Below are 26,769 nucleotides of genomic sequence, written 5' to 3'. Positions count from 1 at the left end.
TTCGTCAGGGGAATCTTCGATGCCGCGCGGTCGCAGCGCAGCAAGCCTACATCGCGACGATCACTTCGCCGCGGCCGTCCGCCGCGAGGTCGCCGAGCCGGCGCACGAAGCGCCGCGCCGCCAGGCCCTCGAATGGCCCGCCGTGGCGCGCGATGTCGCGCGCGACGAGTTGCCACGCGACCTCGGCCTCGGCGAGGGCGGGCACGAAGGTCGGTGCGATGGCGGGCGCGCTGCCGGCGAACACGAGGCTGCCGCGGCGCATGCCGTAACCGATGTGCGCGCCGGCGCGGCCGCCGATCGCGATCGTGCCGGCGACCAGCCGCGACGCGAGGAAGTCGCCGACATCGCCGAACACCAGCGCGGTGCCGCGCCGCATGCGATCGGCGAAACGGTCGCCGGCCCGGCCGCGCACGATCAACGTGCCGCCGCGCATGCCGTCCATGCTGCCCGGCAGGCCGCTCGCGGCGTGATCGCCGGCGTCGCCATCGATCGACAGCAGGCCGCCCGCCATCTCGCAAGCCGCCAGCACGCCGGCGTTGCCCTGCACCCGCACTTCGCCGCCGCTCATGCAGGCGCCGGCGTAGTCGCCCGCCGGGCCGGCGACGACGATGCGCCCGCCGGCGAGCTGCCAGCCGATGCGGTCGAAGCGCGACAGGTCGCCTTCGAGCACCAGCTCGCCGCCGGGCTCGGGTGTGTCGTCGCAGGTGACCTTGAAGAACTCGGCCAGCGGCAGCGTCTGCATGCCGTGCGTCAGCGTCAGCCGCTCGATCTGCGCCGGTGCCAGGCCGGCCAGCGCCGCCGGCGCCACGCCGCGCAGGTCGACGCGCAGCGCCGGCGACTGCTTCAGCGCGAGCCGTACGCGGGTCATCGCGCGACCTCTTCGGTGGCGAGCAGCTTGTGCAGGTGAAAGTGGTACGGCCCGAGCTTGCCGCCGTAGTTGCCGGCCGAGAGCCGCAGCAGCCCGCCGGCCGCGCCGATCGCGATGCAGGCCTGCATGCCGGCGCGCATCGCGGCGCCGACATCGGCATCGGTCAGCCCGTCGATCACGATCTCGAGCACGCAGCGCACGTCGGGTGTGAGCTCGGTCTTCGCGGCCAGGCCGTAGAGGCCGGGGCAGAACGCGTCGTTCGTCGACGCGCTCAGCGACGCGTACTTGCTGCCGATCTTCGAGCCCGAGCGCACAACCCCGCCGGGGAACGGCATCACGACGTTCGGCAGCGCCTGCATCGCCCGCACCGCGGCCTCGGCGGCCGCGAGCGCCGCGTCGGTGCTGCTCGCGAGCATCAGCAGGTTGCCGCCGCCGACGGCCTTCGTGACCGCGGTGGTTTCCTGCGCGACGAACTCGCCGTCCATCACCGGCACGCGCCAGTAGCGCACGCCGGCGATCACCTTCGAGATCTGCCACCCGTCACCGAAGAAGCGCAGGTTCTTGCCGAGCGCGATCGCCTCGCCCTCCGCGATGCCGGCGAAGACGGCGGTGGTCGGACAGGTCAGCACGCACTGGCCGACGCGGCGCTCGACCTGCTTCGCGAGCTCCTTGCCCGACATCGAGAAGATCAGCACCGCAACGCCGGGCCGGCCGTCGGGCGATTCGTCGGGGCCGAGCTCGCGCTCGATGCCGGCCTCGCAGCCGCAGGCGATCACCGAGGTCGCGAAACCGGTCGCGCTGACCGCGGCATGGCGTGCCCAGGTCAGGCTGTGCGCGGTGATCACGAGGCGCGTGGCCTTCATCGGGAAGGCTTCGGCGAAGGTGTCGTCGATGACGACGCCGTTGCGCTGCAACGCTGAACTCATGACCCTGCCCCCGCTTCGAGGCACGCGGTCGGCAGCAGTCGCCCGCCATTGCAACAGCGGCACAGCTCGTCGTGGCCGATCACCATCCGCTCGGCGCTGAGCAGGCCGTGCGCCTGCGTGTGGCGGCGCAGCACCTTCTCGATCGCGGTGTCATAGCCGGGCTCGACGAAGTGGGTGCCGCCGACCGGCACCGCGGTGATGCGGCCGGAACGCGCGACGACGACGCCGTCCTTGAAGACGTACTCGGGTGTCGTGAACATCGCTTCAAAGTCGGCGGCCTCGCGGTAGACGGCGATGTCGGCCGCGGCGCCTTCGCGCAGGTGGCCGCGGTCGTGCAGACCGAGCAATCTGGCCGGCGCAGCGCGCGTCATCACCGCGATCTCGGCCAGCGTCAGTTCGCGGGTCATCGAACGCAGCGCGCAGTTCGCCGCGACCTCGGGATGCAGCTTCGCGAGTTGCTCCTCGCGGAAGCTGCGGTCCATCAGCAGGCGGATCAGGTGCGGATAGCTCGTGAACGGCCCGCCGTTCGGGTGATCGGTGGTCAGCACGACCTGCCAGGGATTCGTCACCGACAGGAAGATCTCCAAGCCGATCGCCCACTGCAGCGCGTTCACGTAGCTCTGCTCGCGGTAGCGGAACGGCACGACGCCGCAGCCGGCGTCGAGCTCGATGTCGGCGCCGATCCACTTGCGCGGGCTGGCCAGGCCCGATTGCGCGTACTGGCGCATCGTGTCGCCCGATGCGGTGACGGTCTGGCCGAACATGACCTGGCCGACATCGATGCTGACCTGCGGGTTGGCGTTGACGGCCTCCGCGAGCTGCAGGGCCGCCGAAGAAAACTTCTTCGGCCCCTCGGTGCCGTAGGCATGGAACTGCACGTGCGTCAGGTGCGCCGGCAGGCCCTCGAGCGCGCGAATCGTCTCGAGCGTCGACTCGATGTTGCCGGCGATGCCGAGGTTGCTGCCGTGGATGTGCAGCGGGTGCGGCACGCCCAGCTCGCGCAGCGCGCGCGCCAGCGTGTGCACGACCTGGCGCGGCGTGACCTGCCAGTGAACGTGGTTCTCGTCGACGTTCAGCCGGCGCTGGTTGAACTTGAACGCCGAGATGCCGCCGGGGTTCACGACCTTCACGCCCATCGCCTTCGTGGCGTGGATCGTCCAGGCCACGTAGTCGCGAATCTGCGCGAAGTTGTTGGCCGCGGCGCCGCCCTCGTGCAGCATCTGCAGAAACAGCTCGTCGTTGCCGAGCATCACGTAGGCGCCGTGGTCGAGGATCGGTACGTCGCCCATCTCCATGTGGGCGTGGCGTGCGTTGCCGGCCACCATCGCCGGCTCGAACGCCGCGGTGTAGCCCATCTCGACATAGCGGTAGCCGGTGTCCAGCGTCCCGGGGGTGCAGCCGCCGCACGATGGCAGCTCGAGCGGATTGCCGGGCAACGCGAACGGATTGGCGCCGGCGCGGTGGTCTTCGACCATCAGCGTGCGGGCCAGGTTCACCTTGCCGCCGCCGATGTGGGTGTGCATGTCGATGCCGCCGGCCATCACGACGCAGCCGCTGACATCGATCTCCCCGTCGACCGGCGCCTCGGGCGCGACCATGACGATGCGGCCGTCGCGGATGCACAGGTCGCGCGCGGCGTCGACGGTCTGGGCGGTCTCGGCGGTCGGGTCGATCACGCGACCGCCGCGCAGGCGGAGCAGCGTCATCGGCCCAGCTCCCGGGTGATGCGGCCGACCACGTCGGCCACGGTCGGCAGGCCGTCATCGCGCACCGCGGACAGCGGCAGCAGCACCACGCCATCGGTGCGGAACAGATGCCCGGTCGAACCGATGCCCGGTGTCGACACCGGAATGAACACCGTCCCGGCGCCCTGCACCGCGGCGGCGAAGCGCGGATGCGCGAGCACGATGCGCGGCAGATCGACGAGCGGCGGCGCGGCCTCGGTGCCGAAGCTCGCGATCCACAGCAGCGCATCGACGCTGCGGTCGGCGAGCAGCCGCCGCGCATCGAAGCGCAACGGCTCGTGCTCGAGACCGTACGGCGCGGCGCGACTGCGGATCGGCAGGCCAGAGAGCCAGGTGAAGACCGCGTTGACCGTCGAGGCGCCGTCGCCGCCGCCGAGCGGCAGGGCCGCGGCGCGGCTGCGCTGGTTGAGCGTCGAGACGATCCGGTTGATCGCCTCGACGACCAGCGCGCCATGCGCCGGCAGGCGCCCGGTCTCGTAGACCAGCACCGCATAGCGTGCCGCGTGCAGCCGCGCCGCGAGCGGGGCCAGCGCGCCGCCCGCAGCGCCGACCGCGCGCCCGGCGACGCACGCCGCGAGCAGCGCGACCGCGTCGAACACGTCGCCGTCGTGGCGCACGGTCTCGATGCCCGGGACGGCCGCTTCCGCGACGGGTTCCGACGCGGGTTGCAGCACGACGAACTGCGCGCTGCTGCCCGCGCCGACGCCGCAGCGGCGCAGGAACTCCGGGTGGCGCTCGGTCGGCAGCGGCCCGATGCAGACGACCAGGTCCGCGCGTGTGCGCACTTCCGCCAGTGTGGTCGTGAAACCGCCGCGATCCTGCTGCGCGCGCAGGCCGTGCATCAGCGTCGCACCTTCGGCCGGATCGCAGATCGCACCGGTCCGGCACGCCAGCGCATACAGCGCGCGCGCGCCGGCCACGTCGCAGCCGAGCCCGCCGAACAGTGGCTGCCGGCTCGCAGCGAGCCGGCGCGCAGCGGCGGCAATGGCGGCGTCCAGATCGCAGGCGACCCCGTCGACCTGGGCCGGTGCCGCGGACGCTTCGGGCGCGCTGCCGAAGTGCGCCAGCGCCGACCGCGCGCGCAAGCAGTCGCTGCCGACCAGCGCCCACCCGGCCGCGCCCGCATCGACCGAAAAACTGTCGCACAGCAGGGGGCAGAAAGGGCAGGTCCAGGCTGCCGCAGCAGGGCCGGAGGTCGACTCGGAGACGCTCATCCAGCGAACGCCACGCAAGCGATGTGCCATTGACCCCCGGGCACGGAGCAGCGCCACCGGCGGACCTCAGCGATGGTCCGACGATGGCAGTTCTGGAACACTGTGTCGCGCTTTTGGCCGCTCGCGGACGCCGCAAGCGCCTCCGAAGGGATGGCACGATTCATGATGCGAACCGGCCATGGCAGGGATTCTTTCTTCGCCGCGGCAGCACGCGGCTCAACGCGGCACACGCGGCAGTTGGAGATCGTGCAGCGCACTGGCGACGAGCCAGGCGCCGGCGCCGGCTTCACGGGCGCGGGCGAGGTCGTCGAGGCTGCGCACGCCGCCGGCGCCGACCAGCGTGGTTCCGGGCGCGATGCGGCGCAGCTCGGTCATCGTCTCCAGATCGGGCCCGGCGCCGGAGCCGACGCGCTCGAGCGTCATCACGATCACGCGCTGCGGCCAGAGCGCCGGCGCGTCCCAGCAGCCGGCCGGGTCGAGGCGTTGGCCGTCGCGCCGGTCGAGCGACAGCACCGCACCACTGGCGCCGAAACGCGCGCGGCAAGCCTCGAGCGCGGCGCGCGAACCCAGCGACTCGCTCGCGAACACCGGCACGATGCGTTCCGAATGCGGCGCAAGTTGTTCGCGCAACGCGGCGGCGGCGTCGGCGTCGGCGAACCCGGCGTCGACCCACAGGTCGATGCCCGGCACCGCGGCGAGCAGCGCGCGCAGCACGTCGCGCTGGGGCTGCCCGCCCATCAGCGCTTCGAGGTCCGCGACATACAGCTGCTGCGCCGCACAATGGTCGACCAGCCTGCAGGCGACCGTCACCGGGTCGCTGCTCGCGCACAAGGCCGATTCGATCGGGCGGTACGCCTGACGATCGCCGCGCACACCACGCACCACCTGCCCCTTCAACAGATCGATCACCGGAATCAGGGTCATGCCATCGTTCATCTTCAAGCCTGCTGTCGAGTTCGTTGCCCCCGTGAATCGCAAGGACCGGGCCGCGCGATGATGCGCGTGTTCGTCTACGAGCACCTCAGCGGCAGCGCAGCCGGCGCCGACGCCGAGCTGCTCGCCGCCGGCCGCGCGATGCGCGATGCGGTGACCTGCGATCTGCTGCGCGCCGGCGATTGTGACGTGTCGGTCGCGGCTGGTCCGCACGCGCCCGAGGTGCCGGCGACAGCGCGCGCAGTGAGCCCGCCGCGGGGCGTCTGCGCAGCCGACTTCGTCGCGCAGCAGGCCCGTCTGCACGATGCCGTCTGGGCCATCGCGCCCGAGACCGGCGGCGTGCTCGGGCGGCTGCAGCGGGTGGTCGACGACGCGCGCTGGCTCGGCTGCGATGCCGCGGCGATCGCGCTGACTTCGAGCAAGCGCGCCACGCTCGCGCATGCGGCCGCGCACGGCTTGACGACACCGCTGGCCTTCGCGAGTTCACCCGGCACGCGCCGCTGGATCGTCAAGCCGGACGACGGCGCCGGCGCGGTCGCGACCAGCGTGCACAACACGCACGCCGCGGCTCGCGAGGATCTCGAGACGCGCCGGTTCCGCGGCGAAGCGGCCGTGCTAGAAGCCTGGGTCGCGGGCGAGCCGCTCAGCCTGTCGCTGCTGTGCAGCGCCGGCTGCACCGAGCTGCTCAGCGTGAACCGCCAGCAACTGACGATCGACGCGTTCGGCGTGCTGTCGTTCGTGGGCGTGCAGGTCAACGTGCTGCCGCGAACCGATGCGCGCTTTGCCGCGCTGCAGGCCTGGGCGCAGACGCTGGCGCGCGGCGTTCCCGGCCTGCACGGCCACGTCGGCGTCGACCTGGTCTGGCATGCGCAGCGCGGGCCGGTGCTGATCGAGATCAACCCGCGCGTCACGATGGCGTATGTCGGCCTGTCGGCGGCGCTCGAGCGCAACCTCGCGGCCGCGCTGCTCGCCGCGCATCGAACGGAGGTCTCCCATGCCGCCTGACCGCCACCATGTGATCGGCTGGGACATCGGCGGCGCGCACGTCAAGGCCTGCCTGATGCGCGACGGCCGCGTCGTCGATGTGGCGCAGTGGGCCTGCCCGCTCTGGCAGGGCATCGAGCACCTCGAACGCGTGCTGCACCTCGCCCGCACGCGCTGGCCGCAGCTCGGCCGCGCCGCGCACGCGGTCACGATGACCGGCGAGATGACCGATCTGTTCGAGCACCGCGAGGACGGCGTGCGGCGCATCGCGGCAACGCTGGCGAGCACGCTCGCACCGGCCCGCGGGCCCGAGGCGATGCACTTCTTCGCCGGCGAGGCGGGCTGGTGCCGCGTCGCCGATGTCGGCGCGCACTGGGAGCAGATCGCGTCGGCCAACTGGCTCGCGACCGCTTCGCATGCGGCGCGCTGCATCGCCGAGGGCGTGCTGATCGACATCGGCAGCACGACGACCGACCTGATCGCGTTTCGCGGCGGGCGAGTCATCACCGACAGCCGCAGCGATGCCGCACGGCTCGCGACCGGCGAGCTGGTCTACCACGGTGTCGTGCGCACGCCGCTGTGCGCACTCGGGCCGCGCATCGCATGGCAGGGCCGCGAGCTCAACGTGATGAACGAGTTCTTCGCCACCAGCGCCGATGTCTACCGGCTGACCGGCGAGCTCGACCCGGCCCACGACCTGCACCCGAGCGCCGACAACGGCCCGAAGGACCTGCCGGCCACGCGGCGCCGCCTGGCGCGGATGATCGGCCTCGACGAACGCGATGCCGCGCCCGCCGACTGGCTCGCGTTCGCACACGCATGGCGCGCGCGGCAGATCGACGAACTCGGTGGTCAGCTGCGCCGCGTGCTCGCGGCGCACGGCCTGTCGAACGCCACGGTCGCGCTCGGCGCGGGCTGCGGCGACTTTCTCGTCGCCGATGTCGTGGCGCGAGCCGGTGCCACGCCGAGCTGCCGGCACTATGGTCGCGAGATCGCGCGCGCCGCGACCGATGCGCCGCTCGGCGCCGAGACGATCGCGCGCTGGGCCCAGGTGTGCGCACCGGCGGTCGCGGTCGCGGCGCTCTTCGATGGAGAGCAGCGCTGATGTGGGTCGTCAAGCTCGGAGGCAGCCTGACCGCCGACCCGGCGCTGCCGCATTGGCTCGACCTGCTCGCGCAGCTGGGCGGCGGGCGCGTCACGGTCGTCTGCGGCGGCGGCGGCCTCGCCGATGAAGTACGGCGCATCCAGGCGCTGTGGCAATTCAACGACCTCGCGGCCCACAACATGGCGGTGCTCGCGATGGTGCAGACCGCCTACCAGCTGCATGCGATGAACCCGACGCTGCAGCTCGCCGAGCGCAGGGCCGACATCGCCGCGGTGCTGCATCGGGGCCGTGCGGCGATCTGGTTGCCGTTCGAACTGCAGCGCGACAAGCCCGATCACCGGACCCACTGGGGCGCGACCTCCGACACGATCGCGCTCGACCTGGCGCGCGACCTGAACGCGGAGCGGCTGGTCGTCGTCAAGTCCTGCGCGATCGACCCGACGCACACGCTCGCGCAGCTCGGTGCGGCGGGCGTGCTCGATGAAGGCTTCGACGGCCGCGCGCGCGGCGTCGCGTTCCCGATCGAGATCATGGACAAGAGCGAGCTGCCGCGCATGCGCTCGCTGCTGCTCGGCGAGCCGCGGCACCTCGACAGCTGACGGGCAGGGCCGCGTCAGGCCGGTGCCAATGCCGTGGCGTGCAGCGCCGCAGCCAGCGTGCGCAGACGCTCGGGATCGAGCTCGCCGCCGCGGTCGCCGGCGCAGACCGCGCTGCGGAAGCCCGCGAAGTCGGGCGCCAGTGCATGCAGTGCCGCGAGCTGCGGGCGCCGCAACGCGCCGGCCAGGCCGACCAGCGCAGCGCTCGCTCGGACCCTGCCGACGAAGCGGCGCAGTTCGGCGTCCGGCAGCACGTCGAACAGGCTGCCGGCGAGCTTGTCGGCGGTGTCGACCATCAGCGCGGGAAAGTTCAGCGCGCAGGCGCGCTCGACCTGCTCGAACGCGAGCCCGTGATCGGCGATGAAGACCGGCACGATCGCGTGGCCGGTGGCGGCCAGCGCGTCGAGCACCGCGCCGGCGCGCGCGTCGCGCTCGATGCCGACCTTCACGTAGTCGACGCCGCAGCCCGCGACCGCCTCGACCTGCGCCAGGATCGCGCCGGGATCGGTCATCGGCAGGTCGCCGATCGTCGCGCTGATCGGCAGCCGGCTGCCCTGCCCGCGCAGCGCGCGCACGACCGCGCCGATCGTCGCGACCGGGAGGCCGCCGAGCGCACCGTCGCGCGGCTCCTTCAGGTCGATGAAGTCGGCGCCGCCATCGGCGGCCAGCAAGGCCTCGGCGACGTCGCGAACGCTGACGAGCATGCGCATCATGCCGGCCTCTCCGGCGCCGCAGCCGGCGCCGCGGCACGATGGCGCGCGATGGCCTCGGTCAGCCAGCCCCAGGCCTCGTGCTCCTCGGGGCCGGCCGTCTTGTCGATCGCGATCTGCAGGTAGTTCATCTCGGCATCCACCTTGGCCGGCGCCAGCATGCGCAGCCGGCTCACGAGCACCGCGGCCTCGATCACCGCCGCCTGCGCGCGGTTGAAGCCGAGGTAGGGCGCGTGATTCGCCTCGTGCACGCGCGCCATGCGCAGCACCGGGCGCTGGGGGTCGTCCTGCAGCTCGGCGAGGCGAAGCTCGACATGGCTCAGCGCGCAGGCGAGGCGCACGCCGGCGACCCGGTCGGCCGGCTCCAGCGGCCACGCGCGCCGGCCGGTCACCGAGCCGGCGAAGACGCGCGTGTCGGTCACGATGTTGAGCACCGCGTGGCCGCCGGCGACGATGTTCGCCAGCGTCGTCGACGGCTTGAACGGCATCAGGATCACGTCGCTGCCGGTCTCGGTTCGGCGGTAGCGCACGCCCATCGGCGCGACATGCGGTGTGCCATCCGCGGCGACCGTGCTGATCACGGTCTCGTAAATCACGTCATTCATCGTTCGGCGTCGTTGGAGCTGCGGTGACCGCGCCGCGCGCGCGGCCGGTCTTCGCGGTGGTCAGTGTGCTGCCGGGCGCGCACCAGGTGTTCAGGTCCGGCGCGTCGGTCGCGACGGCGCAGCCCCAGTCCAGCGGCTGGTCCTGCACGTAACGCTTGCCCAGGCGCCACGCGATCTCGGCATGCGCGAGCTCGACGCCCATGTAGAACGCGTGGTTCGCATCGTGCTCGAGCTTGAGCTGCGGCCACAGTTCGAACGCACCCTGACCGAGCCGCAGCCCGTCCCGGTTGTAGACATGCAGCCCGCGCGCCGACACCTGGACGCGAAAGTTCGGGTCGCGCACCTGGGCCGCGATCGCTTCGATCTCCTGCGGCGTGTCGGGGAACGGGTGCTTCGCGTGCACCGTCATCAGCGCGTCGCTGATGCCTTTGGGCAAGGTCTGGTGGCGCGCCGCGGCGTGCATGATGCGCCGCGCCCAGTCGGCCTCGCGCACCGCGCGGCGCGCATGCGCGCTGACCTGCGTGGTCAGCACCGCGGCGACCTTCAGCTCGGCCGCGATGCCGAACAGCAGCGCATTGATGCCGCTGGTGTCGGCCTCGGTCAGCTCGGTCAGGTTGCCGACGCCCATCATGATCGGCGCGTCGGCAAAGCGCTCGCGCAGCCGGTGGTAGCGCACGATCGACGCGGTCAGCCCGAACGGGATCGGGTCGAGGATCGAATCGGCCAGGAACGGCCGGCCGCTGCGCTGCATCCGTTCGACGGCCTCGAACAGCGAAGCCTCGTCGGCGGGCACGCGCGGGATCAGCACCGGCGTGGCCGCGACCTCGTCGGCGACCCACAGCGTGTCGAGGCTCAGGCTCAGCAGGTAGTCGGCGCCGGCGCGCCCGCCGCGCAGCAGCTCGTCGGGATCGATCGAATCGACGCTGACCGTGAACCCCGCTGCCTTCAGCGCCTGCACGCTGTCGGCGAGATGATCGAAGCGCGTTTCGGGCAGGCAGCCGATGTCGATCACGTCGGCGCCATCGGCCGCGAGAACGCGGGCGCGCTCGACGATCTGCGCCACCGTGAGCTGCGGCGCGTCGACGATCTCGGCGAAGATCGCGACCTCGTGTTCGTTCAGGTCGATCGGTTGCGCGGCGCGGTTGAAGTGGCGCGGCAGATCCTTCAGTTCCTCGGGGCCGCGCTCGACCGGGATGCCGTAGTGGCGCGTCAGTGCATCGACGTCGCCGCGGCAGCGGCCGGGCACGATGATGCGGTCGGCCTGCACCGGCGCGGCAACGCGGCGCTGGATCATCTCGGCCGTCATCAGCGCGGCGACCTGCAGGCCGATCTCGCGCACCTCCCAGCTGAACGGCAATGCCTCGATCCCGCCCAGAACGCGCACGAGGCTGGCCTCGGCGAGGCGTCCGGTCAGGAAGACGATGTGTTCCATGCGAGCGAGAGTTCCTTCAGCGCGCATCGAGCGCCGCTTCGAGCGGCGACTTCGTCACCACCACCGGTTCGGCATCGCATGCAAACACAATGCCCGGGATGCATGGCTTGCCGGCAGCGCGGCAACGGGCTCGCTCGGTCGTCTACTCGGGATGAGAGACCTCGATGTGGAGTTTGTGCAGCTTGCGGTACAGGGTGTTGCGGCTGACATCGAGCGCCTTGGCGACATTGCTCACGTTCCAACGATGCTGCTCCAGCATCTGCAGCAGCACCTGGCGCTCGTGGCTCTGGATCGGATTGAGCTTGATCGGCGGGCGGGCCTCCTCGTCGGCCGCCGTCGACTCGGGCGCGACCGCCGCCGCGCCGCCGGCCATAGCCGACTTGAGCAGCGGATGGACGATCAGCGCCGGCAGGTGCTCGCGCGTGACGACCCCGCCGTCCGCCAGCGCGACCGCGCTGCGCAGCACGTGGCGCAACTGGCGGATGTTGCCCGGCCATGAGTAGTCCATCAGCAGCCGCTCGGCGTCGGCATTCAGCGTGCCCTCGCCGCCGGCCTCGGTCTTCAACACATCGTGGATCAGCGCGCGCTTGTCGCTGCGCTCGCGCAGCGACGGCAGCTCCAGTTCGATGCCGGCGAGCCGGTAGTACAGGTCTTCGCGGAAGCGCCCTTCGCGCACCAGCGCCGGCAGGTTGCGGTGGCTGCCGCTGATCAGCTGGAAGTCGACCGCGTGCGTGTCTTCGGTGCCGAGCGGCGTGACCTGGCGCTCGTCGAGCACGCGCAGCAGGCGGGCCTGCAGGTCGAGCGGCATGTCGGCGATCTCGTCGAGAAACAGCGTGCCGCCGTCGGCCTGCAGGATCTTGCCGCGCCGGCCGGTGCGCTGCGCGCCGGTGAACGCACCGGCGCGGTAGCCGAACAGCTCGGACTCGATCAGCGTCTCGGGCAGGCTCGCGCAATTGACCGCGACGAAGGCACCGTTCGCATGCGGGCTCGCATCGTGCGTCGCGCGGGCGAACACCTCCTTGCCGGAGCCGGTCTCGCCCCACAGCAGCACCGGCGTCTGGCGCGCGATCACGCGCCGCGCGGTCTCGAGGTGCGCAACCAGGCGCGGATCCTTGAAGGTCGCGGTGCTGCTCGAAATCGCACGCACGGCGGTCGGGCGTGCCGGGGCCTTGATCGGCAGCGGGTTCGGGCTGGCGAGTGCCACCGGCGCGTTCGCGGCGACCGGGTGCAGCGTCGCGGCCGCGCTCGACGCGGGCCGGCGCGCGACCGCGAAGAAGCGCAGCGCCGCATTCGCGCGATAGGTCACGACCGGGTGGAACGACGAAGACATGCTGCGTTGCAGCATGTCTTCGAGCGAGGTCTGGAACAGGTCTTCGATGCGGCGCGAGCGGATCTCGGCCATCGATTGCAGGCCGAGCTGGAACAGCGCGCTGCGGTTCGCGGCCAGGATGAAGCCGTCGTCGCCGACCGCGAGCTTGCCCTCGTGCAGCGTGTAGACGAACTCCGGCCGGCTGTGGAAGTGCAGCGGGTGCGCGTCGCGGAAGCGCTGGTCGATCAGGCGGTTCTCGATCATCCGCGCGGTCATGCCGAGCAGCACCAGCAGGTGCTGCTGCATCTGCCCCGAGCGGCTCGAGACATCGAGCACCGCAGCGATCTCGCCGGACGGGTCGTAGACCGGCACCGCCGAGCAGGTGAGCTGCGAGAACTGCGTGAAGAAGTGGTCTTCGCGCCGGATCGCGACCGGCGCGGCCGCCGCGATGCAGGTGCCCATGCCGTTCGTGCCGGCCTCGGCCTCGCTCCAGAGCCCGCCGGCGCGCAGCCCGAGCGGTGCGACCTCGGCGGCGAAGTCGGGCGACGAAACCATGTGGATGATCACGCCATCGGTGTCGGTCAGCACGACGGCCGAGTCGGGATCGGCGAGCTGCTGGTACAGCGTCGTCATCTCGTAGCGCGCGCAGTCGATCACGTCGGCCTTGCGCTCGCGGCGGCTCTCGAGCGCCGCGCTTTCGAGGATCGACGGCTTGCGCGGATGGTCCGGGTGCAGCCGGTATTCGTTCAGGCAGCGGCTCCAGGAGCGCGTGACCGCATCGTTGCCTTGCTCGTGCGCGCCGTTCTGCACCGTCACCATGATGCGTTCGGCGTGTCGATCGGTCTCTCGCAGCAGCATACCCATGGATGTCTCCAACATGTTGGGCCGTCAAGGCTCTGGTCGGCGATCTTGATGCAAGCACATGCGCCGCGCAACGGGTGAAACGCGAGCATCCGAGGTCATCGTTCGCGCCGCGCGGAGACTGGCATGCCGCTTGCATTTTTGCCGACAGACGGCCGCACGTTCGCGGCAGCTGAACGCTTTCGAGCGGCCCCCGACATGACGAATCGTTACACCTTGCCCGCGCGACAACCCGCGATGAGCGAATCTCCGGCGACCGCCGCGATGGATCTGATCTTCATCGAGGGCTTCGTCGGCGAAACCGTCATCGGCATCCACGAATCCGAGCTGCACCGGCCGCAACCGCTCGTGATCGACGTGCACGCCGGCCTGCCGCATGCGCGCGCCTGCGACACCGACCGCATCGCCGACACGATCGACTACGGCGTCGTCGCCGAACGCCTGCGCCGCCTGCTGGTCGAGCACCGGTTGACGCTGCTCGAGGCTTTCGCCGAGAACATCGCCGACATCCTGATCGGCGAGTTCGGCGCGCGTTGGGTCCGGGTCAAGGTCGTCAAGCCGCACAAGTTCAGCGATGTCGGCGCCGTCGGCGTGCAGATCGAGCGCGTCGCGGCCGAGCCGCCCCCGCCTCGGCCCGGCCACAGCGCGGCCATCGTTCAACTGCTGGCCAGCGGGATGTTGCCCGGCAAACGCTGAAGCGCCGCGCGATGCGTACGGGCCGCGGCAGCGGCCCGTTGTCGTTGGTCCCTCACGCAGGCCGCGAGCGGCCCGCGTGACACTGCGTCAGATCGTCAGATGTGCGCCGCGAACGGGTGCGCGGCCGTGCCCTTCTTCGAGACCACTTCGGCGGCCGTCGGCGAACCGGCGACTGCGCGCTGGATCGACTCGCGCACGGCCTGGTAGTTGTAGTCCTGGATCTTCTTGTCGTCTTCGGCGAGCCAGTGGATGAACACGCCGACGCAGATGAACAGGTTGTCGGCCTCGCCGGCGGGGATCGTGCCGTCTTCGACCGAATCGGCCACCGCCATCGCGACGCCGCGCTGCGCCGGGCCGAACATCTGCACGGCCTGCTTCGCGCCCTTGATCGTGACCTTGTTGAACAACACGGTCGCCGGCTTGGTCATCAAGTTCGGCGCAACCACCGCGAGCAGCGACGTGAAGCCATCCTTGTTGTTGGTCAGGGCATTGGCAAACGCCGATTCCACCGGGCTGCCGCGCGGCCCGATGATCAGGTCGATGTGAGCCACCTCGTTGCCATCGCCGACGAGCGACTCGCCGACCATCATGCGATCAATCTTTGCCATTCTTACGTCTCCTGGGTTCGGTTCTTGGGGGTGTCCCGACGCCGGCCACATCAGCCGGCGCAGCCCAGCAGTTATCACGATCCGTGCCATCGCCTGCGGCCGCGGCCCGACGACCGGCCCGGTCGGTCACGGCGGCGTCGCGGACGGGCCGATCAGGCCGGCCGCGAACAGCGTCGCCACCGTGAAGTCGGCGCTGGTACCGGGGTTGAGCCCGGCGGACTTGAGTTCGAGGTCCCAGGCGGCGAAAGCGGGATCGGCATCCAGATCCGCTCCGGCCAGCGCGCGGGCCTGCCAGGCCCGCGCCGCGCGCATGACAGTGTGTGCCAGGGCCGCGCCGTGTTTGCGAACAATGTGTGAATCGGGCTGCCCGGCCAGAAACGCCAGGTAGACGCGCTGCACGGCAGCCGCAACGGCCGGGGTCGGTGGCGCATCGGCATCGGCGCCGCCGGCGAGCGGCGCCGCACCCAGCGCCGCGACGCCGAGCTCGAACAGCTCGGCATAGCCATCGCGGTACTGGCGCGCGATGCTGTCGCGCCCGGCCGCGAGCGCCATCGCCGCGCGCAGGTCGACGCTGGGGACGTCGCGCACGTCCTCGGCCGGTGCCGAACCCAGCCCGCCGGGGCGGGCCTGCGCGATCGCGCGATAGGCGGCGCGCGCGTCGTCGACGTCCAGGTCGGCCAGCACGCCGAGGGTCGCCGCGCGCAGCGCGGCCGCATCGTCGGCCTCGGGATGCCGTTCGACCGCACGCGCGATCGGCGCACACAGCAGCACGATGCCGAGATTGGTGTTGCAGCCGACCGCCTGCCAGGTCGCCGCGACGGCAGCCTCGATGCGCTCGCCGACGCGCGCACCGGCGCGGAACAACGGATCGACCGACACGCGCGCACTCGCGCTGAAGAGTGCCGCCTGCATGCCGTGGCCGGCCGACCGGTCGCTCACATTGCCGGGCTTGCGCACCGCGACATCGAGCGCGCAGGCACGCAGGTAGCTGGCCCGGCCCCGCTCGATCGACCGCCAGGGCGCCGGGTCGGGCTGCGCGGTCACGCGCGCCGCCCCGCACCGGCGACGCCGCCGGTGCGCGCCGCCGCGAGCCGGCGATCGAGCAGGTCGTCGACGATCGCCCGCGCGATGTTGAAGCGGGTGACCCGCTGCAGGCCGCGCCACGCCGCGACGCCGTTGACCTCGAGCACCTGGATCCCGCCGGCGGCCGGGATCATGTCGACGCCGGCGTAGTCCATCTCGAGTGCCGCCGCGGCGCGCTCGGCGAGCCCCGCGAGCGCCGGCACCAGGTCGGCGGGTTCGCAGCGTGCACCTTGCGCGACGTTGTGGATCCAGCCCGCGCTGACGCGACGCATCGCGGTGACAGCGCGCCCGCCGACGACGAGCACGCGCCAGTCGAAGCCGGGCACGCTCGCGGCCGGCACGAAGCGCTGCAGGTAGGCGAGCGCGCCGTAGCCGACGCCGAGCTCGGGCACCGGGTGGTGCACGCCGTCGACATCGCCGACCAACTGCAGGCCCTTGCCCTGCGAGCCGAACAGCGGCTTGAGCACCAGCGCATGACCGGCCGCGCCTTCACGCACTGCAATGCGCCGTGCCTCGGCGAGCGACTCGGTCGCCCAGGTCGGCGGCGTCGCGATGCCCGCGGCGTGCAGCAGCAGGCTCGTCATCGACTTGTCGACGCTGCGCTCGATCGCGCGGGCGTCGTTGTAGACCGGCACGCCGAGCTCGCGCAGCGCGTGCAGCACGCCGAGCCGCTTCGTGACCTGCTCGAAGCTGCCGCCGGCGATGCCGCGCACCAGCGCCGCATCGGGCAGCTCGCGGCCGAAGCCTGGGATCACCAGGCCGTGCCAGGCCTGCGCGGTGTCGATATGGCAGTCGGCCAGGTCGATGCAGCGCCCGCTGGCGCCGCGTGCGCGCAAGCCCGCCTGCAGCTGGCGCGTGTGCCAGCCAGTCTCGTCGGTGAAGATCGCGATACGGGCCATGCGCTCGAGTTCTCAAGCCGCCTGCAGCCACAGGCCCTGCAGCAGCGCGACGTTCAGCGCGCCGGCATGCCAGGTGTTGCCGCTGTCGAGGTTGCTGACCCAGACCTCGGCCGGTGCGAACAGCGCGCCGTCGATCTTGTAGAAGTCGTACTCGACCTCCTTGAAGATGTCGGCAAACGATCGCCCGTAATCGCGCGAGTTGCTGGATGGCAATTGCTGAGCGAGCCGGCGCGCCGCCGCATCGTCGCCGCGGACCGTCAGGTGCACACGGCCGCCGTAGAGGATCGCGTCGTTCGTGCGGCCCATCGCGATGACGCCGTCCGGGCTCGGTGACGGCAGCGGTGCGGTCGCGACGCCCTCGACGATGTCGCCGAGCGCATAGCCGAGCTCGTGGGCCTTGTGCAGCGCCACTTCGAGCACGCGCGCGACGACCTGGGTCGTGCCGGCGAGGCTGGTCGTCGGGGTCAGGATCAAGGTCAGCGCGTCGGGCTGCAGGCCGCAGTCGCGCAGCAGCTTGTCGATCACGACCTTGGGCGGTGCCCGATCGACTTCGAGCACCAGCACGCCGGCATCGGCCCGGTCGCGGTAGCCGAGCTCCGCGAACAAGGCCTCCTTCGCGGCCAGCGCGCGCGCCGGCCCGGAACCGAGCGAGAAGAACTTCTTGCCGCCGGTCTCTTCCTTGCTCGCCGCGAGGCTCCAGCCGGCGTACTGGCTCGCCAGGCACGCGAGCACCGGTTGCGAACTGCGCACCTCGAGCCACGTCGGCCAGCCCTCGGAAGCGCCGCTGCGCAGCCCGACCCGGCCGAGCCCGCCCATGCAGATCTCGCCGATCAGCAAGCCGGCCGCGACGCTGCCGCGCGCGACGATCCCGGCATCGACGATGCAGGCGCCGCTGGCGTCGCGCGCGACCTCGACCGAGAGTGCAGACGCATCCGCGAGCAGACGCTCGACGAGCGGGCGCGCCAGCCGGTTCACGCTCAAGGTCGAGGCGATCGGGGGGTGGGTGTCGGTCATTGTGTGGTCTCCTCCAGCATCTGCAACAGGGCCTCGCGTCTCGCCGCCAGCAAGGCCCCGACATCATCGCCGCGAACGCCGACGGCGCTCAGGCTGCAGACCGGATCGCCGATCGCGAAACGGGCGCCCGCGATCGGCAGGTCGTGCCCATCGGGCCATTGCGCGAGACGCTGCGCGCGTGCGGCATCGAGCTGCAATGGGCGGCGCGCGTAGACGATCTCGTTGCCGGTGACCTGCGCCGCTGCGAACGCCGACGCCGGCGGCAACTCGGCGCGCAGGCAGGCTTGCAGCTGCGCGTCGATCAAGCCGAGCTGGGCATACAGCGCCAGGCTGGCGGGCGGGCGCGGGTTCACTTCGAGCACGGCGATCGCATCGCCGTCGCGCATGAAATCGAGGCTGCACCAGCCGCGCAGGCCGAACTCGGCGCTGAGCGCCTGCACCGCGTGGTCGGCGCGCCGCGCGAGTTCGGGCGGCGCCGCCACCGGCCCGATGCAACCGCCGTAGACGTACGGGTGCGCGCCGAACGGCCGCACGATCAGCTCGTTGATGCCGAGCAGCAGCGCGCGCGTGCCGTCGGCGATGAAGGTCGCCGACATCGGCTGGCCGGGCATCGCACGCTGGAAGTAGTGCGAAGCGTCAGGCAAGGCGCCGGCCGCCGAGGCCGCACGGATGTGCCAGCCGCCGCAGCCACGCGCATCCTTCAGCAGCCAGCCGTTCGGGTCGGCCGGCGCATCGTGCCGCACCGGCGGGTGCGCGATTGCGTGCGCCGCGAGCGCGCCGAAGAACAGCGCCGGGTCGCGCACGCGGCGTACCGCGTCGGCCGGCGTGCCGATCAGCGGCAGCAGTTTCGCGCCGGCCTCGATCAGCTCGGGCCGGCCTTCGAAGCCACCGCCGGGGATCCAGCCGATCACGTCGGCGCCGCCATGGCGCGCCAGGTCGCGCAGTGCGTCGAGCACGCGCGTCGCATCGAACTGTGCCGAATCGGGCTCGCCGATCGGGTGCCAGCGCATCGAGGCGCGGCGCGTGTCGGCATCGCCGAAGCGGTCGAGCGCCACGACGCGGTGGCCGTCACGCACCGCGGCCTCGGCCAGCATGCGTACCGACGCGGCCGCGACAGCCAGCACTGCCATGCGCGATGGCCTCTCGGCCCTTCAGACGGCCGGCCGGGCCGGCGTCTGCGCGGCCCGCTCGGCGATGAACTCGCGCGCCGCCGCGAAGGCCTCGGCGAAGCTCAGCACGACCGGCTTGTCGGCTGCGACCATGCTCACCAGCAGGCGGTGCTGCGTCTGGTACTTGACGTTGCCGATCGCGAGCGCGCCGATGCCGACGGCGCCAGCGACACCCGACAGCGGCTTCGCATCGTCCATCACGCCGACGCCGGCGATGCCTTCGGGCGGCACCGCGTTGACGTCGGCCGCGACCTTCAGGCCCTTCGCGAACCCGAGGTCTTCGGGCGAGACGACCTGCACGCCAGCCGCCGCGCACGCGAGCACGACGCCGGCCTGCGCAAGCTCGCTGCGCAGGGCCTCGCGGTCGGCGCCCGAAACACCCTGCAGGCTCACGCCGAAACGCGCGCCGGTCTCCTGCGCCGCCTTCTGCGCGACCGCGAGACCGGTGTGGCTGGCGATCCGCACGAGCGCGCCGGCCTGCGCGGCGAGCACCGCGGCAATGCGGCCGACCGGGCCGGTGCCGCCGAGCACCAGCACGTTCTGCCCGCGCAGTTCCAGACCGTGATGGCGGCGCAGCGCGGCCTCGACGCAGGCGAGCATCGCCGCGGCGGTCGTGTAGGCGCCGCTCGGGTCGGCCATCAGTGAGACGACGAAGGGCTTGAACATCGCGCTGCGCGCGCGCTCGAGCATGTCGGCCGCCAGCAGCGCGTCGCGCCCGCCGATGAACATGCCGGTGCGCCCGACGCCCTTCGGGCCGCGCGAGAAGATCGCGTCCTGCGTCAGCGCCGTCACGCCGTCGACGCCGACATCGGTGTACGGCGTGATGATCTGGTAGCCCGCATCGGCCGCCATGTTGACGTCGAACGGGCTCGCCTGGTGTCCGGGCGTGAGCAGGTGGAGGATGTACGGGCGTCGTTCCATGGTCGGGTCGTAACGGTCAAGGCGGTGAGGGAACGCGCGGCAGTCAGCCCTGGCGGCGGGCGGCGCGCGTATCGATGATCTCGGCGCCGCGATCGCGCGCCGCGACGATGCGCAGCGCCAGGCCGGGCTCGACGCAACCGGCCGCGCGCGCGTCCCGGACGAGCGCCTCGGCATGCGCCTGCGAGGCGACGATCGCGAAGCCGGTCGGGCCCCACGAACTCTGACCGATCGCGGCCGCCTGGCCGGCGGTCGTGCCGACCCATTGCATCAATCGGCCGACCGCGGCGCTGGTGTAGGCACGCCCGTTCTGCACCGGCGCGTAGTGCGCGCCGAGCAGTTGCTGCACGCGCGTCACGCCGAGCGCGAAGGCGTCGAACTCGGCGTTGGCAGCGCCCGGCAGCACGCGCATCAGCACCTCGTGGCAGATCTCCGCGGCCTGCGCGGCGGGCATCGGCGCGAGCGCGGCGATCGCTTCGCGCTCGGCGCTGCCGGCCAGGCCGCGCTCGCGTTCGTCCTGCACGACGACGACGCGCCAGGCCTCGGGCAGCGCGATGCGGGCGAGCAAGGGTGCGGGCCGCCCTTCCGCGGTCGGGCCGCCGTCGACGAGCAGGCCGCCCCGATCGAAGCCATGCATGCCGATGCCGGAGCGCTGGCCGCGCCCGAGCCAGTGCGCGAGCGTCGGCGTGCCGATGTCGAGCCGATGCCAGTGCGCAAATGCGCGTGCGATCGCCAGCGCGAGCTGGGTGCCGGAACCGAAGCCGCCGTGCGCCGGCAACACCCGCAGCAGCCGCAGATGCAGGGTTTCGCGGCGGCCGGTGCGGGCGCGCAAGGTGTAGAGATGCGCGGCGGCGCGCGCGATCTGGGTCGCCCCTTCGGGCGTGTCGGCGGTGACGCGGTCGACGAGCGCAGCGCTCAGCTCGACCTCGGTCTCGAAGCCCTCGACCACCAGGCCGACGCTGCCGAAGCGGCGCCCCAGCGAACCGGACGGGTCGAGGAAGCCCAGGTGCAAGCGCCCGGGTGCGCGCAGCGTGACGGTGTTCTGAAGATCGATGTGCATCCGGGGCGAGACGGCGGCGAGAAGGGCGAGGCTCATGGTCGGTGTGGCGCCGCCGGGTGAAACGGCATCTGCGCGACAACCAAGAGCAATGTCCGTTCCTGCGCCGGCGAGACGGGCCAGCCCGGGCGTCGCAGGCAGGCTGCCGCCGCACTGTATCGCCGGGGGGACAGTCTGTCATGCGGCGGGAGCGCAGCGACGTTGGGCGCCATCCGCCCCGCACGCCGCCGCGGCGGCGCGCAGCCGGCTCTGCGATGATCGCTGCAGGCCACGCTCACGCCCAGCTCCAGCATGAACCCTCTCCTCGATGACGCGGCGCGCCGCGCCGCCCGGTACCTCGATGCGCTGCCCGCACGTGCGGTCGCGCCGCTGCCTGCAGCCGTCGCGCGGCTGCGCTCGCTCGACGAGCCGTTGCCCGAGCATCCGCAATCGCCCGAAGCCGTTCTCGGGCGGCTCGATGAACTCGGCTCGCCGGCCACCTGCGCGAGCGCGGGACCGCGCTTCTTCGGCTTCGTGATCGGCGGTGCGCTGCCGGTCACGGTGGCCGCCAACTGGCTCGCCACCGCGTGGGATCAGAATGCGGCCAGCCACGCGGCGACACCCGGCGTGGCGATGTTCGAGCAGGTCGCACTGCGCTGGCTGCTCGAGGTGCTCGAGCTGCCGCGCGACGCGGCCGGCGCGTTCGTCACCGGCGCGACGCAAGCCAATCTCTGCGGTCTCGCGGCAGCGCGCCATGCCGTGCTCGCGCGCGTCGGCTGGGATGTCGAAGCCGACGGCCTCTGTGGCGCCCCGCCGATCACCGTGGTCGCAAGCGCCGAGGCCCATCCGACCCTGTTCAAGGCGCTCGGCGTGCTCGGGCTGGGCCGCAGCCGCGTCGTGCGGGTCGACACCGACGCGCAGGGGCGGATGCGACCCGATCGGCTGCCGCCGCTGTCGGGTCCGACCATCGTCTGCGCGCAGGCCGGCAACATCAACACCGGCGCCTTCGACCCGTTCGAGGCGCTGTGCGACCGCGCGCACGCCGCGGGCGCCTGGGTTCATGTCGACGGTGCGTTCGGTCTGTGGGCGCTGGCCGCGCCGGCGCTGCGCCACCTGTGCCGCGACATCGAACGCGCCGATTCGTGGGCGACCGACGCGCACAAGTGGCTGAACGTGCCCTACGACAGCGGACTCGCGTTCGTGCGCGACGGCGCCGCGCTGCGCGCCGCGATGTCGGTCAGCGCCGCGTACCTGCCGACCGCGGGGCACGAGCGCGTGCCGTCGGACTTCACGCCGGAACTGTCGCGTCGCGCACGCGGCGTCGATGTCTGGGCCGCGCTCAGCGCGCTCGGCCGCAGCGGCGTCGCGCAGATGATCGAACGCTGCTGCCGGCACGCGCGGCGCTTCGCGCAAGCGCTGGATGCGGCCGGCCACGCCGTGCTCAACGAGGTCGCGCTGAACCAGGTCCTCGTCAGCTTCGGCGATGCCTCGATGACGCGCCGCGTCGTCGCCGAACTGCAGGCCGACGGCACCTGCTGGTGCGGCGTGACCGAATGGCAGGGCCGCACCGCGATGCGCATCAGCGTGTCCTCGTGGGCCACGACCGATGACGATGTCGAACTGAGTCTCGCGGCGATCCGGCGCGTCGCTGCGCGGTGTCGCGCAGGCGGCGACGCGCCGCAGTAGGATGGATCTTCCACGTTGCACTGGAGACCGACATGACCGCCTGGCGCAAGAAGACTGCAGACGAGGTGTACGGCACCGACGAGGTCACCGCACGGCTGGCCGAAGAGTTGCCGAAGTGGTACTTCGAGGACGGCTGGATCCGCCGCAAGTTCAAGACCAGCGGCTGGAAAGGCACGCTGATGGTCGTCAATACCGTGGGCCACCTCGCCGAAGCGGCGTGGCACCACCCCGACCTGACCGTGTCCTACGCGTTCGTCACCGTGAAGCTGATGAACCACGCCGCGAAGGGCATCACCGAGAAGGACTTCGAGCTCGCGAAGAAGATCGAGGAGGTCGTGATGTGGCAGCCCGGCGCACGCGAGGGCTCTGCGCTCGAAGGCACGCCCGACGACCCGCGCTTCAAGTACCTGAAGTACGACTGACCCGCTACAGCTCGCCGCGCGCGAACTTCTCTTCGAACGATCGCTTCGCGCGGATGTAGCCGTTCGCGCATTCCATCGACGCCGCGTCGTTGCACGACGGCGGCCGGCGATAGAACTTCGCCCACGCGCGTTCCTTGCGATCCGCCTCCGCAAGGATCGCCCGGCGCGCGTCCTCCTGGGCTTGTTGCTGCGCGCGGATCGCCTGGGCGTGCGAGGCCTCCTGGCGCTCGAGCTGCAGTTGCCGCGCCTGCTGTTGCGCGACTTCCTCGCGCCGTTGCTGCTCGAGCTGCAGCTGCAGCTTGCGCGTGGCTTCGGCGCCGGCCCGCAAGACCTCTTCGAGCGCGACCCGGGCGCGCCACTCAAGGTACGCATGGACCGCGATCGACATCGCAGCCACGCCGACGATCGCCGCGAGGATCAGCGCCATCGGATGGTGCAGGTCGAAGCGACGCGAGCGGTCGGCCGGCGCCGCGCTGTTGCGCGCCTCGCGTTCGGGATCGGCCGCGCGCGGCCCGCTTTGCGTGTCCTTCCAGCGCCAGTCGCGGTCTTGTTGGCTGCCCATGGCCGCGACCCGTCAGAGCGTTTCCGACGCGTCGAAATCGAGCTCGACCCGGGCTCCGTTCGGATCGAAGCAGAACAGCTGCCAGGTGCCCAGGCCCGGCAGTTGGCGCAGGTCGTATTTCGTGCCGCTGCGGTCGAAGCGCGCCTTCACGGCGCGCAGGTCGCGGGCCGTGAAGGCCATGTGGTCGATCACGCCGGCGCGCTGTGCGGGCACCGGACGGCCGAACACCAGGTGCAGCACGGCTTGCGGCCCGCCGGCATGGAGCCAGGCGCCGGGAAAGCCGAGGTCGGGACGTGGGCCGACTGTCAGCCCGAGCAGGTCGACATAGAAGGCCAGCGTCTCGCGCTCGTCCGCGGCGATCACGGTGAAGTGGTTCATGCCGACGATCATTCAGCTCTCCTCGGGTCCGTGGCGCCGAGAGCATAGCGCTGGATCGGCGCGATCGATTCGCGCATGATGTCTGCGCCCCGCCGGCCATCGACCACCACCCCGAGCCGAGGTCTCCGTGCTCACACCTTCGCCCGCCTGGTTCGACGCGCAATACAACAACCGCGCCCGCATCCCGGAGCATCCGGCGATCCTGCAGCACTGGTCCGAGGCCTCGGCGCGGGCCCGCGCGCGCCATGCCGAGATGGTCGAGGCAGCCTACGGCAGCGGCCCGCGCGAGCGGCTCGATGTGTTCCCCGCGAAGGCGCCGGGCTCGCCGGTGCTCGTCTTCTTCCACGGCGGCTATTGGCGCACGCTCGACAAGCGTGACCAGAGCTTCATCGCGCCGCCGTTCGTCGATGCCGGCGCCATGGTCGTGCTGCCCGGCTATGCACTGTGCCCGGCCGTGACGATCGAGCAGATCGTGCTGCAGACGGTGCAGGCGCTGGTCTGGGTGTACCGCCACGCGGTCGACCACGGCGGCGATCCGACGCGCATCGTCGTCGCCGGTCACTCGGCCGGCGGCCACCTCGCGGCGATGCTGCTCGCGCGCGACTGGAAGGCCGTCGCGCCGGACCTGCCGGGCGATCTCGTGAAGGCCGCGCTGTCGATCTCGGGGCTGTACGAACTCGAGCCGCTGCGTCACGCGCCGTTTCTCGCCGGCGATCTCGGTCTGAGCGCCGAGACCGCGCGGCGACTCAGCCCGGCCGCGCTGCCGGCGCCGCGCTGCGGGCAACTCGTGACGATCGTCGGCGGCGACGAAAGCGAGGAGTTCCTGCGCCAGGCCGCGCTGATCGCGAGCGTCTGGGGGCCGCGCAGCGTGATCGCTGCCGAGATCGTCGCGCAGCGCCATCACCTGACCGTCATGCAGGAGATCGCCGATCCGCGCACGCGGACGCATGCGCTGGCGCTGGAACTGCTCGGCCTTCGGTCCCGAACCGGAGCCGGCGTCAGCCCTTGAGTTTTTGACGCCAGTCGACGATCGGCCGCAGCGCGGCAATCTCGCGTTGCGTGGCTGCGAGCTCGGCGGTCAGGCGATCGATCAGCGCGGTGGGCCGCGGCTGCGACGCCAACGCGTCGGCGAGTTCGCGCTCCAGGCGCGCGGCGCGCCCGAGCAGCTGGCGATGGCTCATCGCGCGCGTGGTCGTCATGGTCGTCGAATCGTCGCGATGAAAGGCTGCGGTATCTCGCTTCATGCGGCGATTGTCGACACGCCCGGCGCGGGCCCTACCCCGCGAATGCGGGCCGGCCACGACAGAACGCGGCGCCGCGTGAAAAACGAACGTGTCAGGGGCCATCACGACACGACCGCGGCGACGCGGCGAGCGCCGCGCGCCGCGCCAATGCGGCGATGCAGCTGAGACTTTGTCTTACAGACCGGTCCGGCCGGCTTCGCCATACTGCACTGCAACATAGAAGCACAGGAGCGCGGGAATGAAGCATCTCGAGCAGTTGATGGGCCGCTACTTCCGGCTGAAGCAGGAACTCGCGCAGGCCTACCGCGAACAGCCCTGGAACGGCTCGCGGGTGGATCGGCTGGCCGACGATCTGTCGGCCACCGAGCGCGAGATTGCTGCGCTGCAGCCGGCCGATCCGCCGCACCGCGACCCGCAGCTGAGCTTCGCGCGGTAGCACCGCCAAGACCCGCGCCGGGCGGGCCGGCCACGTGAACGCGACAATCGCCGGCATGACACGCGATGCCAGTTCCGCTGACCCCGTTCCGATCCCCGGCGCCGCGATCCTGGCGCTCGCCCTCGCTGCCTTTGCCAGCGGCATCTCGCTGCGCCTGACCGACCCGCTGCTGCCGCTGTTCGCGCGCGAGTTCGCGATCTCGCCGGGGCACGCGGCCGCGGTGATCACCTCGTTCTCGATCGCCTACGGCGTCTCGCAGCTGTTCTTCGGCCCGGTCGGCGACCGCTTCGGCAAGTACCGCGTGATCGCGTGGGCCTGCGCCGCCTGCGCGGTGACGGCCTCGCTGTGCGGGCTGGCCCAGGGCTTCACGCAACTCGTCGCCGCGCGCCTGTTCGCCGGCGCGACGGCCGCGGCCGTCATCCCGCTGTCGATGGCCTGGATCGGCGACGTCGTGCCGTATCAGAACCGCCAGCCGGTGCTCGCGCGTTTCCTGATCGGGCAGATTCTCGGTCTGTCGGCCGGCGTGTTCGTCGGCGGCTTCGCGGCCGATCACCTGAACTGGCGCGTGCCGTTCTTCGGCATCGCCCTGGGCTTCGTCGCGATCAGCCTGACGCTGTTCGCGCTCGACCGCCGCCTGCCGGCGCACGCGCGCACGCAGAGCCGCGGCGAAGGCCACGCACTGCGGCGCGTCGCCGGCGAGTTCGCGCAGGTGCTCGCGCGGCCCTGGGCCCGCGTGGTGCTGCTGACCGTGTTCCTCGAAGGCGGATTTCTCTACGGCGCGTTCGCATTCATCGCGACGCATCTGCACCAGGCCTTCGGCGTCGCGCTCGCGACGGCCGGCTCGGTGGTGATGTTGTTCGGCTTCGGTGGCCTGCTCTTCGCGCTGGCGTCGGCGCTGCTCGTGCGGCGGCTCGGCGAAGTCGGCCTGACGAGCGTCGGCGGCGTGCTGCTGGCCGCCTCGCTGCTGGCGATCGGCCTCGCGCCGGCGTGGTGGTGGGCGATGCCGGGCTGCTTCGTCGCGGGCCTGGGCTTCTACATGCTGCACAACACCTTGCAGATCAACGCCACGCAGATGGCGCCGGAGCGCCGCGGTGCGGCCGTCTCGGCGTTCGCGTCGTGCTTCTTTCTCGGCCAGGCGGCGGGTGTCGGCGGCGCCGGCGCGCTGGTGGCGCTCTGGGGCACGGGCCCGACGATCGTGGTCGGTGCCGGCGGCGTTCTGCTCGTCGCGCTCGCGTTCAGCCGCTTGCGCGCGCTGCGCGTCGCCACCGGCACCGCGGCGGCGCCGGCCTGAAGAGGCCGCGCCTCAGCGCGACCGGCGTGGCCGGCGTGG

General features: G+C 71.8%; 28 protein-coding genes. 9 read left to right on the top strand and 19 right to left on the bottom strand.

Going from position 1 to position 26,769, the window contains the following annotated elements; genetic code table 11:
- Positions 1–46 precede the first annotated feature (46 nt).
- The 5 genes from AC1DTW_RS13940 to AC1DTW_RS13920 all read right to left on the bottom strand — a co-directional run bounded on the left by AC1DTW_RS13940 (position 47) and on the right by AC1DTW_RS13920 (position 5,677).
- Positions 47–868 (bottom strand): formylmethanofuran dehydrogenase subunit C, encoded by an 822-nt coding sequence (locus AC1DTW_RS13940; RefSeq protein WP_477981762.1) that lies wholly within the window; start codon positions 866–868, stop codon positions 47–49.
- Positions 865–1,794, bottom strand: a complete 930-nt coding sequence (gene fhcD, locus AC1DTW_RS13935; protein ID WP_477981760.1) for a formylmethanofuran--tetrahydromethanopterin N-formyltransferase — start codon at positions 1,792–1,794, stop codon at positions 865–867. Before fhcD ends, AC1DTW_RS13940 begins: the two co-directional genes overlap by 4 nt.
- Complete coding sequence (locus AC1DTW_RS13930; protein WP_477981759.1) at positions 1,791–3,500, bottom strand: formylmethanofuran dehydrogenase subunit A; 1,710 nt, start codon at positions 3,498–3,500, stop codon at positions 1,791–1,793. Before AC1DTW_RS13930 ends, fhcD begins: the two co-directional genes overlap by 4 nt.
- Positions 3,497–4,753: a molybdopterin-binding domain-containing protein gene (locus AC1DTW_RS13925; protein ID WP_477981758.1), complete on the bottom strand. Its 1,257-nt coding sequence runs from the start codon at positions 4,751–4,753 to the stop codon at positions 3,497–3,499. Before AC1DTW_RS13925 ends, AC1DTW_RS13930 begins: the two co-directional genes overlap by 4 nt.
- Positions 4,754–4,969: 216 nt before the next feature.
- The gene (locus AC1DTW_RS13920) at positions 4,970–5,677 is read right to left on the bottom strand and encodes a HisA/HisF-related TIM barrel protein (protein WP_477981757.1); all 708 of its coding nucleotides are present in this window, start codon (positions 5,675–5,677) and stop codon (positions 4,970–4,972) included.
- 69 nt (positions 5,678–5,746) lie between these two features.
- Between AC1DTW_RS13920 and AC1DTW_RS13915 the strand changes: the two genes are divergently transcribed.
- Genes AC1DTW_RS13915 through AC1DTW_RS13905 form a run of 3 tightly spaced genes read left to right on the top strand, consistent with a single transcriptional unit; the run spans position 5,747 to position 8,374 of the window.
- The gene (locus AC1DTW_RS13915; protein ID WP_477981755.1) at positions 5,747–6,691 is read left to right on the top strand and encodes an ATP-grasp domain-containing protein; all 945 of its coding nucleotides are present in this window, start codon (positions 5,747–5,749) and stop codon (positions 6,689–6,691) included.
- Positions 6,681–7,775 carry a hydantoinase/oxoprolinase family protein gene (locus tag AC1DTW_RS13910; RefSeq protein WP_477981753.1) on the top strand — a complete coding sequence of 365 codons (1,095 nt, stop codon included), beginning with the start codon at positions 6,681–6,683 and terminating at the stop codon, positions 7,773–7,775. The genes AC1DTW_RS13915 and AC1DTW_RS13910 overlap by 11 nt, the downstream gene beginning before the upstream one ends.
- Positions 7,775–8,374 carry an amino acid kinase family protein gene (locus AC1DTW_RS13905; RefSeq protein WP_477981752.1) on the top strand — a complete coding sequence of 200 codons (600 nt, stop codon included), beginning with the start codon at positions 7,775–7,777 and terminating at the stop codon, positions 8,372–8,374. Before AC1DTW_RS13910 ends, AC1DTW_RS13905 begins: the two co-directional genes overlap by 1 nt.
- 14 nt (positions 8,375–8,388) lie before the next feature.
- Here AC1DTW_RS13905 and AC1DTW_RS13900 read toward each other — a convergent pair whose 3' ends face one another.
- From AC1DTW_RS13900 to AC1DTW_RS13885, 4 genes are all read right to left on the bottom strand, one after another.
- Positions 8,389–9,084, bottom strand: coding sequence for a (5-formylfuran-3-yl)methyl phosphate synthase (locus tag AC1DTW_RS13900; protein ID WP_477981751.1), 696 nt, complete (start codon positions 9,082–9,084; stop codon positions 8,389–8,391).
- Positions 9,081–9,686 (bottom strand): DUF447 domain-containing protein, encoded by a 606-nt coding sequence (locus tag AC1DTW_RS13895; protein ID WP_477981749.1) that lies wholly within the window; start codon positions 9,684–9,686, stop codon positions 9,081–9,083. The genes AC1DTW_RS13900 and AC1DTW_RS13895 overlap by 4 nt, the downstream gene beginning before the upstream one ends.
- Positions 9,679–11,118: a DUF6513 domain-containing protein gene (locus AC1DTW_RS13890; protein ID WP_477981748.1), complete on the bottom strand. Its 1,440-nt coding sequence runs from the start codon at positions 11,116–11,118 to the stop codon at positions 9,679–9,681. The genes AC1DTW_RS13895 and AC1DTW_RS13890 overlap by 8 nt, the downstream gene beginning before the upstream one ends.
- A 142-nt stretch (positions 11,119–11,260) precedes the next feature.
- On the bottom strand, positions 11,261–13,291 hold the full coding sequence (locus AC1DTW_RS13885; protein WP_477981747.1) for a sigma-54-dependent Fis family transcriptional regulator: 2,031 nt from the start codon (positions 13,289–13,291) through the stop codon (positions 11,261–11,263).
- A gap of 234 nt (positions 13,292–13,525) precedes the next feature.
- On the opposite strand from AC1DTW_RS13885, the gene AC1DTW_RS13880 reads away from it, so the two are divergent.
- The gene (locus AC1DTW_RS13880; protein ID WP_477981746.1) at positions 13,526–13,984 is read left to right on the top strand and encodes a dihydroneopterin aldolase; all 459 of its coding nucleotides are present in this window, start codon (positions 13,526–13,528) and stop codon (positions 13,982–13,984) included.
- 95 nt (positions 13,985–14,079) lie between these two features.
- Here AC1DTW_RS13880 and fae read toward each other — a convergent pair whose 3' ends face one another.
- The 7 genes from fae to AC1DTW_RS13845 form a co-directional block, all read right to left on the bottom strand.
- Entirely contained in the window at positions 14,080–14,592 is a 513-nt protein-coding gene (gene fae, locus AC1DTW_RS13875; RefSeq protein WP_477981745.1) for a formaldehyde-activating enzyme, read from the bottom strand.
- A gap of 126 nt (positions 14,593–14,718) precedes the next feature.
- The gene (locus AC1DTW_RS13870) at positions 14,719–15,636 is read right to left on the bottom strand and encodes a triphosphoribosyl-dephospho-CoA synthase (RefSeq protein WP_477981744.1); all 918 of its coding nucleotides are present in this window, start codon (positions 15,634–15,636) and stop codon (positions 14,719–14,721) included.
- The gene (locus AC1DTW_RS13865; protein ID WP_477981742.1) at positions 15,633–16,574 is read right to left on the bottom strand and encodes an ATP-grasp domain-containing protein; all 942 of its coding nucleotides are present in this window, start codon (positions 16,572–16,574) and stop codon (positions 15,633–15,635) included. Before AC1DTW_RS13865 ends, AC1DTW_RS13870 begins: the two co-directional genes overlap by 4 nt.
- A 12-nt stretch (positions 16,575–16,586) precedes the next feature.
- Positions 16,587–17,588, bottom strand: coding sequence for a methenyltetrahydromethanopterin cyclohydrolase (gene mch / locus AC1DTW_RS13860; protein WP_477981741.1), 1,002 nt, complete (start codon positions 17,586–17,588; stop codon positions 16,587–16,589).
- Positions 17,585–18,718 (bottom strand): ATP-grasp domain-containing protein, encoded by a 1,134-nt coding sequence (locus AC1DTW_RS13855; RefSeq protein WP_477981740.1) that lies wholly within the window; start codon positions 18,716–18,718, stop codon positions 17,585–17,587. The genes mch and AC1DTW_RS13855 overlap by 4 nt, the downstream gene beginning before the upstream one ends.
- A gap of 21 nt (positions 18,719–18,739) precedes the next feature.
- Positions 18,740–19,678, bottom strand: coding sequence for an NAD(P)-dependent methylenetetrahydromethanopterin dehydrogenase (locus tag AC1DTW_RS13850; protein ID WP_477981739.1), 939 nt, complete (start codon positions 19,676–19,678; stop codon positions 18,740–18,742).
- 43 nt (positions 19,679–19,721) lie between these two features.
- Positions 19,722–20,771, bottom strand: coding sequence for a beta-ribofuranosylaminobenzene 5'-phosphate synthase family protein (locus AC1DTW_RS13845; RefSeq protein WP_477981738.1), 1,050 nt, complete (start codon positions 20,769–20,771; stop codon positions 19,722–19,724).
- A 252-nt stretch (positions 20,772–21,023) separates the two neighbouring features.
- Between AC1DTW_RS13845 and AC1DTW_RS13840 the strand changes: the two genes are divergently transcribed.
- A complete protein-coding gene (locus tag AC1DTW_RS13840; RefSeq protein ID WP_477981737.1) occupies positions 21,024–22,397 on the top strand; it encodes a pyridoxal phosphate-dependent decarboxylase family protein in 1,374 nt (457 codons plus the stop codon).
- A gap of 32 nt (positions 22,398–22,429) precedes the next feature.
- Positions 22,430–22,819: a 4a-hydroxytetrahydrobiopterin dehydratase gene (locus tag AC1DTW_RS13835; protein WP_477981735.1), complete on the top strand. Its 390-nt coding sequence runs from the start codon at positions 22,430–22,432 to the stop codon at positions 22,817–22,819.
- A 4-nt stretch (positions 22,820–22,823) separates the two neighbouring features.
- On the opposite strand, the gene AC1DTW_RS13830 is transcribed toward AC1DTW_RS13835, so the two are convergent.
- On the bottom strand, positions 22,824–23,381 hold the full coding sequence (locus AC1DTW_RS13830; protein ID WP_477981733.1) for a hypothetical protein: 558 nt from the start codon (positions 23,379–23,381) through the stop codon (positions 22,824–22,826).
- 12 nt (positions 23,382–23,393) lie between these two features.
- Positions 23,394–23,759 carry a VOC family protein gene (locus tag AC1DTW_RS13825; RefSeq protein WP_477981732.1) on the bottom strand — a complete coding sequence of 122 codons (366 nt, stop codon included), beginning with the start codon at positions 23,757–23,759 and terminating at the stop codon, positions 23,394–23,396.
- 127 nt (positions 23,760–23,886) lie between these two features.
- Here AC1DTW_RS13825 and AC1DTW_RS13820 point away from each other — a divergent pair, with 127 nt between their 5' ends.
- Positions 23,887–24,768: an alpha/beta hydrolase gene (locus AC1DTW_RS13820; RefSeq protein WP_477981731.1), complete on the top strand. Its 882-nt coding sequence runs from the start codon at positions 23,887–23,889 to the stop codon at positions 24,766–24,768.
- Here AC1DTW_RS13820 and AC1DTW_RS13815 read toward each other — a convergent pair.
- Positions 24,758–24,958: a hypothetical protein gene (locus AC1DTW_RS13815; protein WP_477981730.1), complete on the bottom strand. Its 201-nt coding sequence runs from the start codon at positions 24,956–24,958 to the stop codon at positions 24,758–24,760. The two genes, AC1DTW_RS13820 and AC1DTW_RS13815, sit on opposite strands and share 11 nt — an antisense overlap.
- 283 nt (positions 24,959–25,241) lie before the next feature.
- On the opposite strand from AC1DTW_RS13815, the gene AC1DTW_RS13810 reads away from it, so the two are divergent.
- Both AC1DTW_RS13810 and AC1DTW_RS13805 read left to right on the top strand, forming a co-directional pair.
- Positions 25,242–25,439, top strand: a complete 198-nt coding sequence (locus AC1DTW_RS13810) for a hypothetical protein (protein WP_477981729.1) — start codon at positions 25,242–25,244, stop codon at positions 25,437–25,439.
- Positions 25,440–25,494: 55 nt separating this feature from the next.
- Positions 25,495–26,730, top strand: coding sequence for an MFS transporter (locus AC1DTW_RS13805; RefSeq protein WP_477981728.1), 1,236 nt, complete (start codon positions 25,495–25,497; stop codon positions 26,728–26,730).
- The last annotated feature ends 39 nt before the right edge of the window (positions 26,731–26,769 follow it).

It is taken from the genome of Rhizobacter sp. P5_A1 (genome assembly GCF_056400745.1).
This window is presented reverse-complemented; position numbering and strand designations above follow the sequence as displayed.

Bases quoted from the DNA above. Each gene is read 5' to 3' on its own strand.
- AC1DTW_RS13940 (WP_477981762.1), bottom strand. From the start codon at position 868: ATGACCCGCGTACGGCTCGCGCTGAAGCAGTCGCCGGCGCTGCGCGTC.
- fhcD (WP_477981760.1), bottom strand. From the start codon at position 1,794: ATGAGTTCAGCGTTGCAGCGCAACGGCGTCGTCATCGACGACACCTTC.
- AC1DTW_RS13930 (WP_477981759.1), bottom strand. From the start codon at position 3,500: ATGACGCTGCTCCGCCTGCGCGGCGGTCGCGTGATCGACCCGACCGCC.
- AC1DTW_RS13925 (WP_477981758.1), bottom strand. From the start codon at position 4,753: ATGAGCGTCTCCGAGTCGACCTCCGGCCCTGCTGCGGCAGCCTGGACC.
- AC1DTW_RS13920 (WP_477981757.1), bottom strand. From the start codon at position 5,677: ATGACCCTGATTCCGGTGATCGATCTGTTGAAGGGGCAGGTGGTGCGT.
- AC1DTW_RS13915 (WP_477981755.1), top strand. From the start codon at position 5,747: ATGATGCGCGTGTTCGTCTACGAGCACCTCAGCGGCAGCGCAGCCGGC.
- AC1DTW_RS13910 (WP_477981753.1), top strand. From the start codon at position 6,681: ATGCCGCCTGACCGCCACCATGTGATCGGCTGGGACATCGGCGGCGCG.
- AC1DTW_RS13905 (WP_477981752.1), top strand. From the start codon at position 7,775: ATGTGGGTCGTCAAGCTCGGAGGCAGCCTGACCGCCGACCCGGCGCTG.
- AC1DTW_RS13900 (WP_477981751.1), bottom strand. From the start codon at position 9,084: ATGATGCGCATGCTCGTCAGCGTTCGCGACGTCGCCGAGGCCTTGCTG.
- AC1DTW_RS13895 (WP_477981749.1), bottom strand. From the start codon at position 9,686: ATGAATGACGTGATTTACGAGACCGTGATCAGCACGGTCGCCGCGGAT.
- AC1DTW_RS13890 (WP_477981748.1), bottom strand. From the start codon at position 11,118: ATGGAACACATCGTCTTCCTGACCGGACGCCTCGCCGAGGCCAGCCTC.
- AC1DTW_RS13885 (WP_477981747.1), bottom strand. From the start codon at position 13,291: ATGGGTATGCTGCTGCGAGAGACCGATCGACACGCCGAACGCATCATG.
- AC1DTW_RS13880 (WP_477981746.1), top strand. From the start codon at position 13,526: ATGAGCGAATCTCCGGCGACCGCCGCGATGGATCTGATCTTCATCGAG.
- fae (WP_477981745.1), bottom strand. From the start codon at position 14,592: ATGGCAAAGATTGATCGCATGATGGTCGGCGAGTCGCTCGTCGGCGAT.
- AC1DTW_RS13865 (WP_477981742.1), bottom strand. From the start codon at position 16,574: ATGGCCCGTATCGCGATCTTCACCGACGAGACTGGCTGGCACACGCGC.
- mch (WP_477981741.1), bottom strand. From the start codon at position 17,588: ATGACCGACACCCACCCCCCGATCGCCTCGACCTTGAGCGTGAACCGG.
- AC1DTW_RS13855 (WP_477981740.1), bottom strand. From the start codon at position 18,718: ATGGCAGTGCTGGCTGTCGCGGCCGCGTCGGTACGCATGCTGGCCGAG.
- AC1DTW_RS13850 (WP_477981739.1), bottom strand. From the start codon at position 19,678: ATGGAACGACGCCCGTACATCCTCCACCTGCTCACGCCCGGACACCAG.
- AC1DTW_RS13845 (WP_477981738.1), bottom strand. From the start codon at position 20,771: ATGAGCCTCGCCCTTCTCGCCGCCGTCTCGCCCCGGATGCACATCGAT.
- AC1DTW_RS13840 (WP_477981737.1), top strand. From the start codon at position 21,024: ATGAACCCTCTCCTCGATGACGCGGCGCGCCGCGCCGCCCGGTACCTC.
- AC1DTW_RS13835 (WP_477981735.1), top strand. From the start codon at position 22,430: ATGACCGCCTGGCGCAAGAAGACTGCAGACGAGGTGTACGGCACCGAC.
- AC1DTW_RS13830 (WP_477981733.1), bottom strand. From the start codon at position 23,381: ATGGGCAGCCAACAAGACCGCGACTGGCGCTGGAAGGACACGCAAAGC.
- AC1DTW_RS13825 (WP_477981732.1), bottom strand. From the start codon at position 23,759: ATGAACCACTTCACCGTGATCGCCGCGGACGAGCGCGAGACGCTGGCC.
- AC1DTW_RS13815 (WP_477981730.1), bottom strand. From the start codon at position 24,958: ATGACGACCACGCGCGCGATGAGCCATCGCCAGCTGCTCGGGCGCGCC.
- AC1DTW_RS13810 (WP_477981729.1), top strand. From the start codon at position 25,242: ATGAAGCATCTCGAGCAGTTGATGGGCCGCTACTTCCGGCTGAAGCAG.
- AC1DTW_RS13805 (WP_477981728.1), top strand. From the start codon at position 25,495: ATGACACGCGATGCCAGTTCCGCTGACCCCGTTCCGATCCCCGGCGCC.